A 16,989-nucleotide genomic window follows, 5' to 3' on the forward strand; every position below is an offset into this window, starting at 1 on the left:
GGCCCGGGTGCTCGCCGCACGGGGCTGGCTCGCTTATACTGGAGGCATGAAGGCCGGTTACCTGCCGTAACACGAAGGCAGCAGGGTCCGGCCGGATCAGTGCCCATACCCACTCCAAGAGGACCATCCCATGTTTCCCGAATACCGCGACCTGATTTCCCAGCTCAAGAGTGAAGACGCCCACTTCGAACGTCTGTTCGAAAAGCACAACGAGCTGGACCACCGCATCAAGAACATGGAAGCGCACATCGAGCACGCGACCCACGAAGAAATCGAGGTTCTGAAGAAGCAGAAGCTGATGATCAAGGACGAGCTCTACCAGATCCTGCGCAAGGCAGACGGCAAGGCCTGAGCCTGACCTACCCCCGTTCCATGCCCGCCCCGTGCGGGCATTGCTGTTTTCAGCCCTGGCGCAGCGTCAGGCAGGCCAGCGCGGCCAGCGGTGCGGTTTCGGCACGCAGCACATGACGCCCCAGCGACAGCGGCCGGAAACCCCGGGCCAGCGCCAGCGCTTCTTCCCCCGCACTCAGGCCGCCTTCGGGACCGGACAGCAGGTAGATGTCGTCCGGCAGGGCTTCCTGCATCAGCACCGCCAGCGGCTGGCTGCCTTCGCTCAGGGACAGTATCCAGCGTGCTGCCTTGCTGTCCGCGCCCTGCACGGCCTCGGCCAGCGTGCTGACGGGGTGCAGCTCGGGCACACGATTGCGCCCCGATTGCTCGCAGGCCGCCACGACCACCGCCTGCCAGTGTGCCTGCTTCTTTTCGGCACGCTCGCCCTTGAGGCGCAGCACGCTGCGCTCGGTCATCAGCGGACGGATGCTGGCCACGCCCAGTTCGGCAGCCTTTTCCACCAGCCAGTCCATGCGTTCGTTGGCCGGCACGCCGCTGAGCAGGTGCACGCGCGGGCCCGCATCTGCCTGCTCCACCTGCCGGGCACCGACGCGGACTTCCACTTCGCTGCGCCCCATGCGCGTGATGACGGCCTCGAAGCTGCCATCTGCATAGTCCGGACGCGCTTGCCCCGGCGGCAACTGGGCCGCCAGGCCCCCATGGAACAGCGTCAGCGCATCACCCGGCTGCATGCGCAGCACCTGCACATGGCGCGCCGCACCCGCGGGCAGGCTGAGCGTATCGCCTTCGGCCAGCGGGACAGGACAGTGGAAGCGCGGCATGGTCAGCAGTTTTCCTGGAGCAGGCGCATCACATGCGGCCAAAGGCATAGCCCGTCACATCCTGCGTGCCCTCGACATCGTCCACCAGCTTGAGCAGCGGCGCCAGCTCGCGGTAGCGGCGCGCGGTGCTGCGGATGTAGTGGATAAAGCGCGGCGCGTCGGCCAGGTATTTGTCCTTGCCGTCGCGCAGCGTCAGACGCGCGAAGATGCCGGCCACTTTCAGGTGGCGCTGCAGCGCCATCCATTCCACGGCGCGGTAGAAGGCACCGAAGTCGGCATGCCAGTCCTCGAAATCCATCAGGCCGGCCTTGCGCGCGCGCTCCCAGTAGCGGATGGTCACGTCCAGCACCAGGTCTTCTTCCCAGCTGATGAAGGCATCGCGCATCAGGCTGGCGATGTCGTAGGTAACGGGGCCGTAGACCGCATCCTGGAAGTCGAGCACGCCCAGGGGCGCACCGGGTGCATCCCCCAGCATCAGATTGCGCGGCATGAAGTCGCGGTGCACATAGACCTGCGGCGCAGCCAGGTTGCGCTGCACGATCAGGTCGAAGGCGGATTGCAGCACCTGCTGCTGCTCCGGCGTGAGCGGGTGCTGGCGGTGCTGCGCGATGTACCAGTCCGGGAACAGCTGCAGCTCGCGGCGCAGCAGCGCCTCGTCATAGGGCGGCAGCACCGCGGGGCGCGAGGCCTGCTGCCAGGGCAGCAGCACGTCCAGCGCACGCAGATAGAGCGGCTGCGCCGCCTCGGGGCGGGCCGGATCCAGCGCGCTCATCATGGTGGCATCGCCCAGATCGGTCAGCAGCATGAAGCCGTTGGCTTCGTCCCACTCCAGCACGCGCGGGGCGTGCAGGCCGGCCGCCTCCATCAGGCGCGCCACATGCACGAAAGGATGGCAGTTTTCCTTCTCCGGCGGGGCATCCATGATGATGCGCGCCGGCTGTCCCGCGGCGCCGAGAATGCGCAGGTAGCGGCGGAAGCTGGCGTCGGCACTGGCGATCTGCAGCGTCTGCGGCTGCAGGCCGTGGCGCGGTGCGAGCTGCGCCAGCCAGGCATCGAAAAGGGAAGCACGGACGGGATCCGCCCAGGTGACGGGCGAGGGAGAAGACGCGAGGGACATGGAGCGACAGGCAGGAAAGGAAACGGCCACGCCAACCCGGCCGGGCATGGCCTGAAACTGCCATTGTATGCAGCGATGCCGCCTGCGCGGGGTTTTGCAGCGCTTGTGCGGCGTTACAAGCCAGTACTCTGCAACATTTCGGCAAGGCCATTCGCTGCAATCTCCGGGTTTGACTGGCAAAATGGCAGGATTTGCAGGAGTCCGGAGCAATCCGGCCCTGGCAGGCTGAGGCGCCAGCATGGCCGCGCAGCCTTCCCCGTCACTACAGGAAACGCGTGGTTTTGCTTCAGCACTCGTCCCAGCCTTCCGGCATGGTTCTCCCGGCCCGCGGCCGCAGCCTGGCAGCGCGCCCGGCCGGCGGCCGGCGCACCCTCACGCCCGTGGCTGCCGGCGCCGTGCTGCTGTGTGCCAGTCTGGCCGCGGCCCCGGTGCAGGCCCAGCCCGACGCCGCCCTGCCCGGCACGCAGAGCGCCCCGCTGGCCCTGCAATCCAGCCCCTGGCTCGATGAAAAAGTGCCTGCGGCAGCGGCCGGACAAAACATCTCCATCATCCATGCCGACCGCATCGACGGCCAGGTGGATCTCGAACTCACCGCTACCGGAGATGCCGAACTGCGCCAGCCCGGCAGCGTGATCCGCAGCGACACGCTGCACTACCACCAGCCCAGCGATACCGTCACGGCCACCGGCAAGGTCTATATCAACCGAGAAGGCAACATCTACCGCGGCGACCGGCTGCAGTTGCAGATGGACTCGTTCCAGGGCAGCTTCGACAACGTCAGTTACTCCATCCTCCAGACCGGCGGTACCGGCACGGCCAGCAAGATCGAGTTTCTCGACGACAAGCACAGCGTGGCGCACGACGGCATCTACACCACCTGCCGCGCTGAGCCGCGCAAGGATGGCAAGTCCAACCCGGCCTGGTACGTGCGCGGCAAGCGCCTGATCATCGATGCCGAACAGGACGAAGGCTACGTGGAAAACGGCGCGCTGGTGTTCTACAACGTCCCCATCCTGCCCTTGCCGGGCGGCGTCGGCTTTCCGCTATCGGACAAGCGACGCTCCGGCCTGCTGCCGCCCACGCTCTCCTTCAGCAGCACCAGCGGCGTGGAGTACGCGCAACCGTATTACGTAGACATCGCGCCCAACCGCGACGCCACGCTGACGCCCACCATCATCAGCAAGCGCGGCATCGACCTGTACGGCCAGTTCCGCTACCTCGAGAACAGCTACAGCGGCCAGATCGATGCCAGCTACATGCCGAAGGACCGCCTGCGCGAGGACAGCGCCCGCTGGCGCTACCAGCTGGCGCACACCCAGGCGATTCCCACCACCAACTGGGGGAATTTCAACCTGAACCTGAACATGCGCCGCGTCAGCGACGACAACTACTGGCGCGATTTCCGCGACATGACCAGCAGCTATACCGACCTGACGGAGCGGGTGCTGCCCAGTACCGCCACGCTCAGCTGGGGCCTGGGCAACTGGTCGGCCTACGTCACGCACCAGCGCTGGCAGACGCTGCAGCAGCCCGATACCATCGTGCCGCCCTTCGACAAGCTGCCGCAGGCGCATGCGCGCTATGCCCGCAGCGACCTGAACGGCTTCGATCTGGCGCTGGATCTGGATGTGACGCGCTTCAAGTCGCGCCCGGAGTTGACCGGCTTTCCCAACGGCACGCGCAGCTATGCCGTTGGCCAGCTGAGCTACCCCTGGATCCGCCCCTGGGGCTACGTGACACCCACGCTGCAGCTGCACGCCACACAGTACAACACCGACGCCCCCATGGCCAACAGCGCCACCAGTGCGAGCCGCGTGCTGCCGACCTTCACGGTGGACAGCGGCCTGACCTTCGAACGCAACACCACGCTGTTCGACCGCAAGGTGCAGCAGACGCTGGAACCGCGCCTGTTCTATGCCTATACGCCGTACAAGGACCAGGGTTTCCTGCCGGTGTACGACAGCTCGCTCAAGGATTTCAATCTCGCCAGCATCTTCAGCGCCAACCCGTTCTCGGGCGACGACCGCATCGCCGATGCGCAGGCGGTCACGGCCGGCCTGACCAGCCGCCTGTACGACGCCGACAACGGCGCCGAACTGGCCCGCTTCACGGTGGCCGGACGCAAGCAGTTCAAGACACGCCAGGTCACGCTCAACGCGGCGGACCAGCCGAACGAATTCTCCTTCAGCAACCTGCTGTTCGACGGCAACATCCAGTGGAACCCCAGGTGGAATGCGCGCGCCAGCGTGCAGTGGGACCCGGAAAGCCGGCGCAGCATCCGCAGCGTGGTCGGTGCCAGCTATTCGCCCGGTCCGTACCGCACCATCTCGGCCAACTATCGCCTGCAGCGCGGCGTATCCGAGCAGGTGGATGTGGGCTGGCAATGGCCGCTGAACGACCTGTGGGGTGACAAGGGCGAAGACCGCGGCCCCGGCCTGGGCCAGGGTCCTGGCCGCTGGTACTCGGTCGGCCGCGTCTACTACTCGCTGCCCGACAGGCGCGTGGTGGACTCGATTCTCGGCCTCGAATACGATGCCTGCTGCTGGATCGGCCGCATCGCCCTGCGCCGCCAGCAGACACAGGCAACGCCGGTGGTCAAGATGGACAACAAGATCATGTTCCAGCTCGAATTCGTCGGCCTGTCGCGCATCGGCTCCAGCCCGATCCGCACTTTCCGCGAGAATGTTCCCAATTACATGCTGCTGCGCGACCGCACGCTGGAGCGCAGCCGCTTTACCGAATACAACTGAAAGGTGATGGCACGATGAAATCCACCCTGAAGCAATCCCGCTCCGGCTCTCTGGCTCTCGCCCTGCTGCTCGGCCTGTCGGCCGCCGCGCTGCCTGCACAGGCCCAGACGGCCGGCAAGAAGGCCCGCGCCGCCAAGGCTGCAGCCACACAGAATGCGCCGGCCAGCTCCAGCCGCAGCGGCGACTACATTGTCGCCATCGTCAACAGCGAGCCGGTCACCAACCACGAAGTCAACCGCCGCGCCGGCATGCTGGCCCAGCAATTGCGCGCCAACAAGGTGGCGGTGCCCGACCGTGCCACCCTGCTGCGCCGCGCCCTGAATGACGAGATCCTGCAGAAGGCCGCCACCTTCTCCGCCCGCAACAGCGGCATGACCGTGGGCGACGAGGAACTGCGCCAGATCGAGGCCAACCTGGCCCGCGACCGCAAGATGAGCGTGGACGAGTTCCGCAAGCGCATCATCGCCGAGCGCGGCATCACCGCCAGCCAGTACCGCCAGAGCCTGCTCGACCAGATCCTGCTCGAGCGCGTGCGCGACGCCCGCATCAACGCCGAAGTGGCCCGCATCAGCGACGTCGAGGCCCTGCAGCTGCTGCGCGACGAGCAGCGCAAGACCGGTGCCACGCTCATGGCCGAGCAAAGCCATGCCCGCCACATCCTGCTGCGCCCGGCACCAAACCTGAGCGAACAGCAGGCGCTGGCCCGCCTGGCGGCGGTGCGCGCCAGCATCGCCTCCGGCAAGACCGACTTCGCCAGCGCCGCGCGCGAGCTCTCGCAGGACGGCAGCGCCAGCGCCGGCGGCGACCTGGGCTGGGCGCCGGCCGGCCAGTTCGTGCCCGAGTTCGAGCAGCAGCTCGACCGCCTCAAGCCCGGCCAGATGAGCCAGCCCTTCATGTCGCGCTTCGGTGCGCATCTGGTGCAGCTGATCGAACGCCGTACCGAACCCATGAACGAAGCCCAGCAGATCGCCGTGGCCCGCGCCGCGCTGCGTGAGCGCAAGGCCGCCCAGGCCCTGCAGCAGTGGGAAAACGAGATCCGCAACCGCGCCTATATCGAAATGCGCGCGGAGCCGCGTTGAGCACGCCGCGCCGCACTCCGTCCCGCCCGCCGCAGGGCGTGCGCAAGCCGCGCGCGGTGGCCGGTGGTGGCGGCCATGTGGCACGCAAGCGTTTCGGCCAGAACTTTCTGCAGGACCAGGGCATCATCGACGGCATCGTGCGGGCCATCGACCCGCAGCCGGACGAGCGCCTGGTCGAGATCGGCCCCGGCCTGGCAGCGCTGACGCAGCCACTGGTCGAGCGTACCGGCCGCATGACGGTGATCGAGCTGGACCGCGATCTGGCGGCGCGCCTGCGCCTGCATCCGCAACTCGACGTGATCGAATCCGACGTGCTCAAGGTGGATTTCACCCTGCTTGCGGCGGAGCGCGACTGGCCGAAACTGCGCATCGTCGGCAACCTGCCCTACAACATTTCCACCCCCATCCTGTTCCACCTGCTGGACCATGTGGACGTGGTGCAGGACCAGCACTTCATGCTGCAGAAGGAGGTGATCGACCGCATGGTGGCCACGCCCGCCCACGGTGATTACAGCCGCCTGAGCGTGATGCTGCAATGGCGCTACGCCATGGAGCAGGTGCTGTTCGTGCCGCCCGAAAGTTTCGATCCGCCCCCCAAAGTGAACAGCGCCGTGGTGCGCATGGTGCCGCTGGCCGCGCCGCCGGAGCTGGATGTGCCCCGGTTTGGCTCGCTGGTGCAATCGGCCTTCAGCCAGCGCCGCAAGCTGCTGCGCCATACGCTGGGGCACTGGCTGGAAGACAAGAAATTTTCCGGTGAATTCGACCTGCAGCGCCGGGCCGAGGAAGTACCGGTGGAAGAGTATGTGCTGCTGGCGCAGCACGCCTCGCTGCGCGATTGACTGAACGTACACGCCAGCGTTCACGCCCCAGGGCTTTGGTTGCAGCTTTCGCTGCCGTCCTCACCGATCAGAGCATATGCTGCAGGAATGCCTGCGCGCGCGGATGCTGCGGGCTGGCAAAGAAATCCTGCGCCGGCCGGTCTTCCACGATCACGCCCTGGTCCATGAACAGCACGCGGTGCGCCACTTCGCGCGCAAACGCCATCTCGTGCGTCACCACCAGCATGGTCATGTGCTCGGCCGCCAGTTGGCGCACGGTGCGCAGCACCTCGCCGGTCAGCTCCGGATCGAGCGCGCTGGTAGGTTCGTCGAACAGCATGATTTCCGGCTCCATGGCCAGCGCGCGGGCAATCGCCACGCGCTGCTTCTGGCCGCCGGAAAGGCGCCCGGGATAGGCATCGCGCTTGTCCTGCAGGCCGACCTTGCGCAGCAGTTCCTCGGCCTTGGGCACGATCTGCGCACTGCTTGTGCCCTTCACCGTCATCGGCGCCTCGATCAGGTTCTCCAGCACCGTCATGTGCGGGAACAGGTTGAAGTGCTGAAACACCATGCCGGTGCGCGCGCACAGGCGGCGCACCGAACGCTCGTCGGCATAGCGCGCATGGCCGGCGGCATCGTTCTGCACCAGGGTTTCGCCGGCGATCTCGATACCGCCGCGCTCGATGGTTTCCAGATGGTTGATGCAGCGCAGCAGCGTGGACTTGCCCGAACCGGAGGAGCCGAGGATGGCGATCACCTCGCCCGGCGCCACCTGCAGCGACACGCCGCGCAGCACGGCATTGCTGCCGAAGCGCTTGTGCACCTCGTGCAGGCGCAGGGCGGGTGCGGGATTACTGGTCCTGTCGGGCATAGTGTCGCTCCATGCGCTGGAACACCCAGGTGAGCACCAGTGTCATGATCAGGTAGAAGGCCGCCGCCACGAGGAAGGGGGTGACGGTGAATTCGCGCTGCACGATGTTGCGCGCGGCACGCAGCAAATCATTCAGGGCCAGCACGTAGATCAGCGCCGTGTCCTTGACCAGCGTGATGGTCTCGTTGCTCATGGGCGGCAGGATGTGGCGCACCATCTGCGGCAGCACGATGCGGCGCATGGTCTGACTGTAGCTCATGCCGAGCGACTTGGCCGCCTCGTACTGGCCCTTGTCCACGCTCTGGATGCCGGCGCGGAATATCTCTGCGAAATAGGCCGCGAAGTTGAGCGAAAACGCCACCACCGCCGACGGAAAATCGGGCAGCCTGATGCCGATCACCGGCACGAAGGGCAGCGCAAAGTAGATGAACAGCAGCTGCAGCATCAGCGGCGTGCCGCGCATCAGCCAGATGTAGCCGCTCACGGCCTGCCGTACCGCCGCCCAGCGCGACAGGCGCAGCAGCGCCAGCGCCAGCCCGAGCGGGATGGACAGCAGCAGCGTGATGAAGAACAGTTTGAGCGTGGTGCCGGCCCCTTCCATCAGGGGGGGCAGCATCGCGATGAGGGAATCCATGGGGTGCTATTGGGCAGGGAAGCGGGCAATGAACCCGGCAACCTGAAATGATAGCCTGATTCGCGCCTGCGGAGTTTGATTTTCCGCCGGTTCCGGTCATCGCTGCGCGGCCTTCCCTATCGGGAACACATGCAGCACTCCCATTCTCCCAAGCGAGTATGCCGGCCGGCATAGCCACCGGAAAACCGGTCGATATACTCAATCAGTGTGTGGAGAATTTCACGCGAGAGCACACGGTTCCAGCATTCAGACCACCAGAGATTGGAGACACCATTCATGTCGCAGCCCAGTATGCGCGATCGCATGATTGCATGCGCTGCCCAGGTTGTGGCGCGTAGGGGCGTGCCGGGCACTTCCTTCGCGGAGGTGCTGCTGCTGACCGGAGCCTCCCGCGGCTCCATTTACCACCATTTTCCCGGCGGCAAGCAGGAACTGATCGAGGCGGCGCTGGACTGGTTCGCCGACCAGCTCGAGAACGCCCTGAACGAGCTGCGCGCCAGTACGCCGGCGGCCATGCTGGAGCAACTGGTCCTGCTCTGGCGCAACAAGCTGCTGAGCAACGATTGCGAGGCCGGCTGCGCCATTGCCGCCGCGGTGCTTTCGAATGCCGGCATGCAGTTGGACGAAGTCAACCGCCTCGCCTTTGCCCGCCTGCACGCGGCCGTGGTACGAGCCATGAAACGCTCGGGCATGGCTGCGCCGGAGGAGTTCGTCATGCTGTTCCTGTCCACCGTGCAGGGTGCCATCGTGCTGTGCCGGGCGGAAATGCGGATCGATCCGTACGACATCGCCATGGCGCAACTGCAGCGCCTGTTTGCGCTCGATTCCGCCAGCGCCGCTACGGCCACGCGTTGATGGCAGGCGGCCTCCTTCCTGCAGAGGCCGCCGTGCTTCCCCTTTATTTCTTGGCTTCCTCGAACCACTTGGCGTAGATCTTCTGCGCCGTGCCGTCGGTCTTCATCGCGTCGAGCGCATTGTCCAGCTTGGCCAGCAGCTCGGTGTCTTCCTTGCGCAGGCCCACGCCGTAGTCCTCGCTGCCGAAGTTCTCTTCCAGCACCCGGTATTCGCCCGGCTTCTTGCTGGTGTAGTAGCGGCCCACCACCTCGTCCGCCACCACGGCATCGAGGCGCCCGGTGTTCAGGTCCATCAGCGCGGCGACGTTGTCACCGAACTTCTTGATTTCCTTCATCGACTTGGCCAGATCGGCTTCCTTGGCCACGGCATCGACGGCGCTGCTGCCATCCTGCACACCCACCACCTTGCCGGACAGGTCCGCCTTGGCCTGCACCGGCGACTTGGCGGTCACGATGATGATCTGGTGGTTCTGCATGTAGGGCTTGGTGAAGGCGACGTTCTTCTTGCGCTCTTCGGTGATGGTCATGCCGTTCCACAGCATGTCCACGCGCTTGCCGTTGAGTTCGGCCTCCTTGGCGCTCCAGTCAATCGGCTTGAATTCCATCTCGATGCCCAGGCGCTTGCCGGCCTCGCGTGCCATGTCGATGTCGTAGCCGACCAGCTCGCCCTTCTCGTCACGGAAGCCCATGGGCGGGAAGTTGTCGTCCAGGCCCACCACCACCTTGGTGTAGCTGGCAGCGGCGGCGGCGCCGGCACTGGCAGCAGCGCTGGCGGCCTGCTCGGGCGCGGACTTGCTGCAGCCCCACAGCAGGGCGGAAGCGGCGATCAGGGAAAGGGCGGTGCGGGTTGCGAAAGTACGTCGTTGCATGTTACGGCTCGTTGCAGGTAAAGATAGGTCGATGATAACGCGCCCAGCACAGCAGTTCTGCCCCGGAGTGACCGGGGCCGGCGCAAGCGCAAGAAAAAAGGACAGGCGCAGACATTGTCCGCCCTGCCCTTTTCTGGATCTGCCGCAGCGCCCCACGAGGCGCGGCAGGCAGCGGATGCCGGAAGCCTTGCTACACTCCCGGATTCCAGCCGGATCAGCCGCGCTTCATCGTGCCGGTTTCCTCGAACTGCTGGTGCCAGGACAGCGCCTCGGTCAGGATGTGCGGCGTGTGCTTGCCGGGCGACTCGCGCAGGGCGCGCTCGTAGTAGTCGGTGAGCTGGTCCTTGAAGCTCGGATGCGCGCACTTCTCGATCACCAGTTTGGCGCGCGCCTTGGGCGCCAGGCCGCGCAGGTCGGCCAGGCCCTGCTCCGTCACCAGCACCTGCACGTCGTGCTCGGTGTGGTCCACGTGGCTTACCATGGGCACGATGCAGGAGATGTTGCCGCCCTTGGCAGTGGACGGCGTCATGAACACCGAGATGTAGGCGTTGCGCGCAAAGTCGCCGGAACCGCCGATGCCGTTCATGATGCGCGTGCCCATGATGTGCGTGGAGTTCACGTTGCCGTAGATGTCGGCCTCGATCATGCCGTTCATGGCCAGAATGCCCAGGCGGCGGATCAGCTCGGGGTGGTTGGAAATTTCCTGCGGGCGCAGCAGGATGCGGCTGCGCAGGGCCTCGATGTTTTCCTCGAAATACTTCAGGCCGTTCTCGCTCAGGCTGATGGCCGTGGCGGACGCGTGGCGCAGCTTGCCGGAGGCGATCATGTCCAGCATGCCGTCCTGCAGCACTTCGGTGTAGGCCGTCATGTTGTTGAACGGGCCCTTGTTCAGGCCTGCCAGCACGGCGTTGGCGATGTTGCCCACGCCGGATTGCAGCGGCAGCAGGCTGGAGGGCAGGCGGCCCAGCTTCACCTCGTGCTGGAAGAACTCCAGCAGGTGGGCAGCGATCTGCTCGGATTCGGCATCGGGCGCGCTGAAGGCGGTGTTGCGGTCGCTGTGGTCGGTTTCCACCACCGCCACCACCTTGGCCGGATCCACGCGCAGATAGGGCGTGCCGATGCGGTTGTCGCTGTGCGTCATCGGGATCGGCAGGCGATGCGGCGGCACCTGGGTGCCGTAGTAGATGTCGTGCATGCCCTGCAGCGCCATGCTCTGGCGGCTGTTGACTTCCAGGATGATCTTGTCGGCCTGGTCCAGCCAGGTCTTGTTGTTGCCGATGGAGGTGGAGGGCACCAGCGAGCCGTCTTCGAGCACGGCCGTCACTTCGACCACGGCCACGTTCAGCTTGCCATAGAAGCCGAACCACACGTACTGCGCCACGTGCGACAGGTGGATGTCGGCGTACTGCATGGTGCCTTCGTTGATCTTGGTACGGCAGATCGGGTCGGACTGGTAGGGCAGGCGCATCTCGATGCCGTTGACCTTGGCCAGCGCGCCGTCCAGTTCGGGCGCGGTGGAGGCACCGGTCCAGACGCCGACGCGGAAGTTTTCGCCGCGGGCATGGGCCGCCTCGATGCGCTTGGCCAGCTCGATCGGCACCAGCTTGGGTGCGCCGGAGCCGGTGAAGCCGCTCATGCCGATGTTGTCGCCGGGCATGATGTGGGCAGCGGCCTGCTCGGCGCTCATGATTTTCTGACGGAAGGCGGGATGGAGTACGCGGGATTCGGTAGACATGGAAGACCTGAATGGGAGAGAAAACAGCCATGCATCCTCCCGTCCATGTGATACCGAAACTGGGAAGGATGCGCACGCAAGGCGGCAAGGTGATCAACCGCCGTGCCCGGCCCCGCGCTGTGCACGCAGGAGCGACAGGACACGGATCAGTACCGCCATGACGCTAACCCCTGAACCGGGTAAGTTCAGGGTAAACCCTAGATTTTGCGCTATTCTACAAACAGTTTCACGACAAAAGGAAGCCAAATCCCGTCGTTTTCAGGGATAAATGTCCCGGATGCGACAATTAAACGTCATGCTGCATTGCAGCATGACGCCTGCCACCCATGCGTATCAGATGCGCATGGGCATCACGACGTACTTGAACTGCTCGTTCTCGGGGATGGTGACCAGCGCGGAGCTGTTGCTGTCCTGCAGGGCCACGCTGACCATGTCCTGGCCCATGTTGCCCAGGGCATCCATCAGGTAGGTGACGTTGAAGCCGATCTCGATCGGATCGCCGCTGTAGTCGATGTCGAGCTCGTCCACGGCCTCTTCCTGCTCGGCGTTGTTGCAGGCCACACGCAGGGTGTTGGCATCGAAGTTGAGGCGCACGCCCTTGAACTTCTCGCTGGTCAGGATGGCGGTACGCTGCAGCGCCGCCAGCAGCGGCGCGCGGCCCAGCGTGACCTGGTTGCGGTGGTCCTTGGGGATGACGCGGTTGTAGTCGGGGAATTTGCCCTCGACCAGCTTGGTGACGAATTCCATGCCGCCAAAGCCGAACTTGGCCTGGTTGTTGGCGAACTGCATCTCGATGGCGCCTTCGGCGTCGGACAGCAGGCGTTGCAGCTCGAGCACGGTCTTGCGCGGCAGGATCACTTCCTGCTTGGGCACCTCCACATCCAGCGTGGCGCTGGTGAAGGCCAGGCGGTGGCCGTCGGTGGCGACCAGGCTGAGCTTCTTGCCTTCGGCCACGAACAGGATGCCGTTGAGGTAGTAGCGGATGTCATGCACGGCCATGGCGAAAGACACCTGCGACAGCAGCTGCTTGAGCACCTTCTGCGGCACGCTGAAGGAGGGACCGAAGCTGGCCGCTTCCTGCACCAGCGGGAAGTCTTCGGCCGGCAGGGTCTGCAGCGTGAACTTGCTCTTGCCGCCTTTCAGGATCAGGCGGTTCTGGCTGGATTCGAGGCTGACGATCTGGTCGGCCGGCATGGTGCGCAGGATGTCGATCAGCTTGCGCGCGCCGACCGTGGTGCTGAAGTCGCCGTCATCGCCGCCAAGCTGGGCGGTGGTGCGGATCTGGATTTCCAGATCGCTGGTGATGAGCTGGATCATCTCGCCATGCTTGCGCAGCAGCACGTTGGCCAGGATCGGCAGCGTGTGGCGGCGTTCGACGATGCCGGCCACCGATTGCAGGGCAGTGAGGACCTGGGCCTGGGGTGCTTTCAAGACTTGCATGGTGTTGGGATGTCTCTGTGTGTCAATGGACGGATGCGGCGCCGCATGCGAAAAACCGGTGCACCTTCTGCGGGCACAGGCCGGCAAATGTGCCTGTTATTGTAGTGTAGGCTTGCGCGCTCCACGCCTGACCGGACGCAAGCCGGCGCAATGGCAGGGAAAACCAGCGCCGTCAGGCGCCGATGGTGGCAGTCTCCGCCGGCTGCGTGCGCAGGGGCGCCTGTTCCAGCGGCACCGGCGCCAGCAGCGGGCTGCCGCCCAGCGCCTGGTACAGCGTGACCAGGTTCACCAGCCGCGCCAGTTGCACGTCCTGCAGCGCCAGCGCGGCGCTGCGGCGCGTTTCCTGCGCATCCAGCCAGAACTTGAGCGGCACGGCGCCGGCGCGGTAGCGTACTTCCATCAGCTGCTCGGCCCGTTCGGCCTGGGCCAGCGCCTGCTGCAGCTGCGCGGCCTGCTGCTGCAGGTTGGTGCGGCCGGACAGGGCATTCTCCACGTCGGCAAAGGCCTGGTACAGCGTCTGGCGGAAGCCGAGCACGGCCTGCTCGTAGCTGTTCTGCGCAATGGACGTATTGCGCTGCATCTCGCCTGCCTTCAGGAACGGCAGGATCAGGCCGGCGCCCAGTGTGCCGACCGGATTGCTCAGCAGTTGCGACAGCGCATTGCTGCTGCCGCCCAGGCTGCCGGTGAGGCTGAGCGTGGGGTAGTAGCTCTTGCGCACGGCATCGACGTTGGCCAGCGAGGAACGCAGGCGCAGTTCGGCCGCCTGCAGGTCGGGGCGGCGGCCGAGCAGCTCGGCCGGCACACCGGCCGGAACCACGGGCAGGTGCGCCAGATTGGGCAGGCGCGGCTTGCCGGCCTCGGGCGGCAGCTGGCCCGGCGGCTGGTCGAACAGGATGGCCAGGGCATTGCGCAACTCGGTGCCCTGCTGCTCCAGCTGGTGGATGGCAGCCTGCTGGCTGGCCTGCGACTGGCGTGCCTGCGCCAGATCCAGCCCCGAGATGGCGCCCGCGCGGTATTGCACTTCGGCCAGCTGCAGCGTCTTGCCGGCACGCGCCAGGCTCTGGCGCTGGCTGGCCAGCTTGTTCTCGTTCACGGCGAGCTGCCACCAGGTCCTGGCAACTGTGGCGACCAGCGCATGGGCTGCCGCCTGGCGGTCCTGCTCGGTGGCAACGGCTTCCCAGTCGGCCATGCGCTGCTGCGTGGCGAGCTTGCCCCACAGATCGGCCTCCCAGCTTACGCCCAGGCTGGCGCTGTAGTTGCGGTTGGTGCCGCCATCGCCATCCAGCGGGCGGCTGGCATTGGTGTTGACACTGGCACTGGGCGTGGGCAGGCGGTTGTCGGCGGCATTGCCGGCCTGCAGCTGGGCATTGCGCACCTTGTACGCCGCCTGTGCCAGGTTGGCATTGCGCTGCAATGCCAGTTCGACCAGACGGTCCAGCTGCGGATCGCCGAAGGCCTGCCACCAGCGGTCCGGCAAGGCCTGGCCTGGGGTGGCGCCGCGGGCGTGCTGCCACTGCGCCGGCACCTGCACTGCCGGAGTGGGCGTTGCGGTGCTGGCACAGCCGGCCAGGACGCCGGCTGCAGCGAGGGCCGCCAGGCCACGCTGCAGTGCCGGACGGAAAACGGGAACAGGACGAAGGGAAGCCATGCGAGTGCTCATTGTCGGGTCAGGGCATCCACCGGATCGAGCTGGGCCGCGCGCTTGGCCGGCAGATAGCCGAACAGCACGCCGATCAGGGTGGAACAGGAGAAGGCAGCGATGATGGAAGCCACCGAGAACACCATGCTGAAGTTGCCGCCGCTGAGATAGTCGAACGCCCAGCCGATCAGCAGCGCCAGCGCAATGCCCAGCACGCCGCCGATCAGGCAGACCAGCACCGCCTCGATCAGGAACTGCTTGAGGATATCGCCCTGGCGCGCTCCCACGGCCATGCGCACGCCGATTTCCTGCGTGCGCTCGGTGACCGACACCAGCATGATGTTCATCACCCCGATGCCGCCCACCACCAGCGAGATCAGCGCAATGGCGGACACCAGCAGCGTCATGGTGGCCGTGGTCTTTTCCACGGTCTGCCGAATGCTGTCGGAGTTCATGGTGAAGAAGTCCTGCTTGCCGTGGCGCTGCGTCAGCATCTGCGTGATGCCGGATTCGGCCGCCGTGCTGTCGGCGTCGTCGCGTACGCGCACCGTGATGGAACGCAGGTGGCTGGTACCCATCAGCCGGCCCATCACCGTGGTGTAGGGCAGCCAGACGTTCAGCGCATCGGGGTTGCCGAAGGGGCTCTCCTTCTTCTCCGTCACGCCGATCACGCGCACTGGCACGGTGCCGATCAGCAGCACCTTGCCCACGGCATGCTCGCCCGGCTGGAAGAAGGCCTCGTAGGTATTGGAATCGATCACCGCATCCTGGGTCTGGCGCCGGACACTGTCCTCGTCAAACAGCGCGCCATCAGCCACCGTGTAGCCGCGCACGCGGAAGAACTGCTCGCCCACGCCATTGATGGTGGCCGTCTTGTCGAGGTTGCCGCGCCGCAGCGTGCGCGTGGTGCTGACGTTGGGCGAGACGCTGTCGACATAGCGCAGCCGCAGCATGGCCTGCGCATCGGAAGGCACCAGGGTGCGAATGCGGCCGGAGGTGCGGTCCCCAAAGCCGGAGCCCGGCATGATGTCGATGGTGTTGGTGCCCATGCCGCTGATGTCGCTGAGGATCTTCTGGCGCGAGCCCTCGCCCAGCGCCACCACCGAGACCACCGAGGCAATGCCGATGATGATGCCGAGCATGGTGAGCAGCGTGCGCATCTTGTGGCCGATCATGGCGCGCACGGCCATCTGCGCCGCCTCGCCGAAGCGGCCCCAAGCGGCGGCCCAGCTGTTCTTCTGCTGCGGCACGTCGGAGTCGTCCTTGACGGCCAGCTCGGTATTGGCGCCGGGATTGAGCCGGTCGGAGACGATGCGCCCGTCGCTGAGCTCGACGATGCGCTGGGCGTGTGCCGCCACGCTCGCGTCGTGCGTGACCAGGATGACGGTATGGCCGTCGGCGTGCAGTTCCTTGAGGATGTTCATCACCTCGTGGCCACTGGCCTGGTCGAGCGCGCCGGTGGGCTCGTCGGCCAGGATCACATCGCCGCCATTCATCAGCGCGCGCGCGATGGAGACGCGCTGCTGCTGGCCGCCGGAGAGCTGGCCCGGCTTGTTGCCCAGGCGTTCGGCCAGGCCGAGCCGGGTCAGCAGGCGGCGCGCGCGTTCGTGGCGTTCCGCAGGAGGCACGCCGGCGTAGATGGCAGGAATCTCCACGTTGCCGACGGCGTGCAGGTCGCCCATCAGATGGTAGCGCTGGAAGATGAAGCCGAAGTGCTCGCGCCGCAGGCGCGCCAGCTCGTCCGGATCCATGCGGCCGGTTTCCCGGCCCTCGACCTGGTAACTGCCGCGCGTGGGCCGGTCCAGACAGCCGAGGATGTTCATCAGCGTGGACTTGCCCGAACCGGAAGCGCCGATGATGGCCACCATCTCGCCGGCATGGATGTCGAGGTTCACGTCCTGCAGCACGGCGACCACATCGTCGCCGGCCGGGTATTCGCGCACCACATTGCGCACGCGCATGAGCGGCTCTCCCGACCGGACGGGAGGCGGCACTGGCGCACCCTCGACGC

General features: G+C 66.1%; 14 protein-coding genes. 5 read left to right on the plus strand and 9 right to left on the minus strand.

Annotation, left to right across the window (positions count from 1 at the left end):
* The first annotated feature begins 130 nt into the window (after nucleotides 1–130).
* Entirely contained in the window at nucleotides 131–352 is a 222-nt protein-coding gene (locus KKQ75_RS09945) for a YdcH family protein (RefSeq protein ID WP_213361976.1), read from the plus strand.
* Nucleotides 353–401: 49 nt separating this feature from the next.
* Here KKQ75_RS09945 and KKQ75_RS09950 read toward each other — a convergent pair whose 3' ends face one another.
* Both KKQ75_RS09950 and KKQ75_RS09955 read right to left on the minus strand, forming a co-directional pair.
* Nucleotides 402–1,172, minus strand: coding sequence for a 16S rRNA (uracil(1498)-N(3))-methyltransferase (locus KKQ75_RS09950; RefSeq protein ID WP_213361978.1), 771 nt, complete (start codon nucleotides 1,170–1,172; stop codon nucleotides 402–404).
* Nucleotides 1,173–1,200: 28 nt separating this feature from the next.
* Nucleotides 1,201–2,289, minus strand: coding sequence for an aminoglycoside phosphotransferase family protein (locus tag KKQ75_RS09955; RefSeq protein ID WP_213361979.1), 1,089 nt, complete (start codon nucleotides 2,287–2,289; stop codon nucleotides 1,201–1,203).
* A gap of 311 nt (nucleotides 2,290–2,600) precedes the next feature.
* Here KKQ75_RS09955 and KKQ75_RS09960 point away from each other — a divergent pair, with 311 nt between their 5' ends.
* From KKQ75_RS09960 to rsmA, 3 genes are read left to right on the plus strand one after another with little or no spacing between them, the layout of a single operon-like run.
* The gene (locus KKQ75_RS09960; RefSeq protein WP_213361980.1) at nucleotides 2,601–5,039 is read left to right on the plus strand and encodes an LPS-assembly protein LptD; all 2,439 of its coding nucleotides are present in this window, start codon (nucleotides 2,601–2,603) and stop codon (nucleotides 5,037–5,039) included.
* A 14-nt stretch (nucleotides 5,040–5,053) separates the two neighbouring features.
* On the plus strand, nucleotides 5,054–6,118 hold the full coding sequence (locus KKQ75_RS09965) for a peptidylprolyl isomerase (RefSeq protein ID WP_213361981.1): 1,065 nt from the start codon (nucleotides 5,054–5,056) through the stop codon (nucleotides 6,116–6,118).
* Between the two features lie 56 nt (nucleotides 6,119–6,174).
* Nucleotides 6,175–6,957, plus strand: coding sequence for a 16S rRNA (adenine(1518)-N(6)/adenine(1519)-N(6))-dimethyltransferase RsmA (gene rsmA / locus KKQ75_RS09970; RefSeq protein WP_213362765.1), 783 nt, complete (start codon nucleotides 6,175–6,177; stop codon nucleotides 6,955–6,957).
* A 67-nt stretch (nucleotides 6,958–7,024) separates the two neighbouring features.
* Here rsmA and KKQ75_RS09975 read toward each other — a convergent pair whose 3' ends face one another.
* A complete protein-coding gene (locus KKQ75_RS09975) occupies nucleotides 7,025–7,807 on the minus strand; it encodes an amino acid ABC transporter ATP-binding protein (protein ID WP_213361982.1) in 783 nt (260 codons plus the stop codon).
* Nucleotides 7,788–8,441, minus strand: a complete 654-nt coding sequence (locus KKQ75_RS09980) for an amino acid ABC transporter permease (protein ID WP_213361984.1) — start codon at nucleotides 8,439–8,441, stop codon at nucleotides 7,788–7,790. The genes KKQ75_RS09975 and KKQ75_RS09980 overlap by 20 nt, the downstream gene beginning before the upstream one ends.
* A gap of 276 nt (nucleotides 8,442–8,717) precedes the next feature.
* Here KKQ75_RS09980 and KKQ75_RS09985 point away from each other — a divergent pair, with 276 nt between their 5' ends.
* Complete coding sequence (locus KKQ75_RS09985) at nucleotides 8,718–9,296, plus strand: TetR/AcrR family transcriptional regulator (protein WP_213361985.1); 579 nt, start codon at nucleotides 8,718–8,720, stop codon at nucleotides 9,294–9,296.
* Between the two features lie 43 nt (nucleotides 9,297–9,339).
* Here KKQ75_RS09985 and KKQ75_RS09990 read toward each other — a convergent pair whose 3' ends face one another.
* The 5 genes from KKQ75_RS09990 to KKQ75_RS10010 all read right to left on the minus strand — a co-directional run bounded on the left by KKQ75_RS09990 (nucleotide 9,340) and on the right by KKQ75_RS10010 (nucleotide 16,939).
* Entirely contained in the window at nucleotides 9,340–10,164 is an 825-nt protein-coding gene (locus tag KKQ75_RS09990; RefSeq protein WP_213361986.1) for an amino acid ABC transporter substrate-binding protein, read from the minus strand.
* Between the two features lie 214 nt (nucleotides 10,165–10,378).
* Nucleotides 10,379–11,899 (minus strand): acetyl-CoA hydrolase/transferase family protein, encoded by a 1,521-nt coding sequence (locus tag KKQ75_RS09995; protein ID WP_213361988.1) that lies wholly within the window; start codon nucleotides 11,897–11,899, stop codon nucleotides 10,379–10,381.
* Between the two features lie 333 nt (nucleotides 11,900–12,232).
* A complete protein-coding gene (gene dnaN, locus KKQ75_RS10000; protein ID WP_213361992.1) occupies nucleotides 12,233–13,339 on the minus strand; it encodes a DNA polymerase III subunit beta in 1,107 nt (368 codons plus the stop codon).
* A 172-nt stretch (nucleotides 13,340–13,511) separates the two neighbouring features.
* Nucleotides 13,512–14,987, minus strand: a complete 1,476-nt coding sequence (locus KKQ75_RS10005) for an efflux transporter outer membrane subunit (RefSeq protein WP_213361995.1) — start codon at nucleotides 14,985–14,987, stop codon at nucleotides 13,512–13,514.
* An 8-nt stretch (nucleotides 14,988–14,995) separates the two neighbouring features.
* Nucleotides 14,996–16,939 carry a MacB family efflux pump subunit gene (locus KKQ75_RS10010; RefSeq protein WP_213362767.1) on the minus strand — a complete coding sequence of 648 codons (1,944 nt, stop codon included), beginning with the start codon at nucleotides 16,937–16,939 and terminating at the stop codon, nucleotides 14,996–14,998.
* Nucleotides 16,940–16,989: the final 50 nt, after the last annotated feature.

The sequence above is a fragment of the Brachymonas denitrificans genome, assembly GCF_907163135.1.
Classification (GTDB): Bacteria; Pseudomonadota; Gammaproteobacteria; order Burkholderiales; family Burkholderiaceae_C; genus Brachymonas; species Brachymonas denitrificans_A.

Bases quoted from the DNA above. Each gene is read 5' to 3' on its own strand.
- KKQ75_RS09945 (WP_213361976.1), top strand. From the start codon at position 131: ATGTTTCCCGAATACCGCGACCTGATTTCCCAGCTCAAGAGTGAAGAC.
- KKQ75_RS09975 (WP_213361982.1), bottom strand. From the start codon at position 7,807: ATGCCCGACAGGACCAGTAATCCCGCACCCGCCCTGCGCCTGCACGAG.
- KKQ75_RS09985 (WP_213361985.1), top strand. From the start codon at position 8,718: ATGTCGCAGCCCAGTATGCGCGATCGCATGATTGCATGCGCTGCCCAG.
- dnaN (WP_213361992.1), bottom strand. From the start codon at position 13,339: ATGCAAGTCTTGAAAGCACCCCAGGCCCAGGTCCTCACTGCCCTGCAA.
- KKQ75_RS09960 (WP_213361980.1), top strand. From the start codon at position 2,601: ATGGTTCTCCCGGCCCGCGGCCGCAGCCTGGCAGCGCGCCCGGCCGGC.
- KKQ75_RS09955 (WP_213361979.1), bottom strand. From the start codon at position 2,289: ATGTCCCTCGCGTCTTCTCCCTCGCCCGTCACCTGGGCGGATCCCGTC.
- KKQ75_RS09995 (WP_213361988.1), bottom strand. From the start codon at position 11,899: ATGTCTACCGAATCCCGCGTACTCCATCCCGCCTTCCGTCAGAAAATC.
- KKQ75_RS09950 (WP_213361978.1), bottom strand. From the start codon at position 1,172: ATGCCGCGCTTCCACTGTCCTGTCCCGCTGGCCGAAGGCGATACGCTC.
- KKQ75_RS10010 (WP_213362767.1), bottom strand. From the start codon at position 16,939: ATGCGCGTGCGCAATGTGGTGCGCGAATACCCGGCCGGCGACGATGTG.
- KKQ75_RS09990 (WP_213361986.1), bottom strand. From the start codon at position 10,164: ATGCAACGACGTACTTTCGCAACCCGCACCGCCCTTTCCCTGATCGCC.
- KKQ75_RS09965 (WP_213361981.1), top strand. From the start codon at position 5,054: ATGAAATCCACCCTGAAGCAATCCCGCTCCGGCTCTCTGGCTCTCGCC.
- KKQ75_RS09980 (WP_213361984.1), bottom strand. From the start codon at position 8,441: ATGGATTCCCTCATCGCGATGCTGCCCCCCCTGATGGAAGGGGCCGGC.
- KKQ75_RS10005 (WP_213361995.1), bottom strand. From the start codon at position 14,987: ATGGCTTCCCTTCGTCCTGTTCCCGTTTTCCGTCCGGCACTGCAGCGT.